This window comes from Secundilactobacillus silagei JCM 19001 (genome assembly GCF_002217945.1).
Lineage (GTDB): Bacteria > Bacillota > Bacilli > Lactobacillales > Lactobacillaceae > Secundilactobacillus > Secundilactobacillus silagei.
In genome coordinates, this window is sequence record NZ_BCMG01000046.1 from 1 (window position 1) to 273 (window position 273).

Annotated in this window: 1 rRNA gene; it reads left to right on the forward strand. The window is 47.6% G+C overall.

From position 1 onward, the window contains the following. Positions 1–9: 9 nt before the first annotated feature. Positions 10–273: ribosomal RNA gene (locus CES79_RS12465) — 23S ribosomal RNA — on the forward strand; the annotation flags it as partial.

The following is a 273-nucleotide window of genomic DNA, read 5'->3' on the forward strand; positions in this document are numbered from 1 at the left end:
TAGTGATGAGGTTAAGTTATCAAGGGCGCATGGTGAATGCCTTGGCACTAGGAGCCGATGAAGGACGGGACTAACACCGATATGCTTCGGGGAGCTGTACGTAAGCTTTGATCCGGAGATTTCCGAATGGGGAAACCCAATCATCTTAGTCGATGATTAATGCTTAGTGAATACATAGCTAAGTATTGGCAGACGTGGGGAACTGAAACATCTAAGTACCCACAGGAAGAGAAAGCAATTGCGATTCCCATAGTAGCGGCGAGCGAAGTGGGA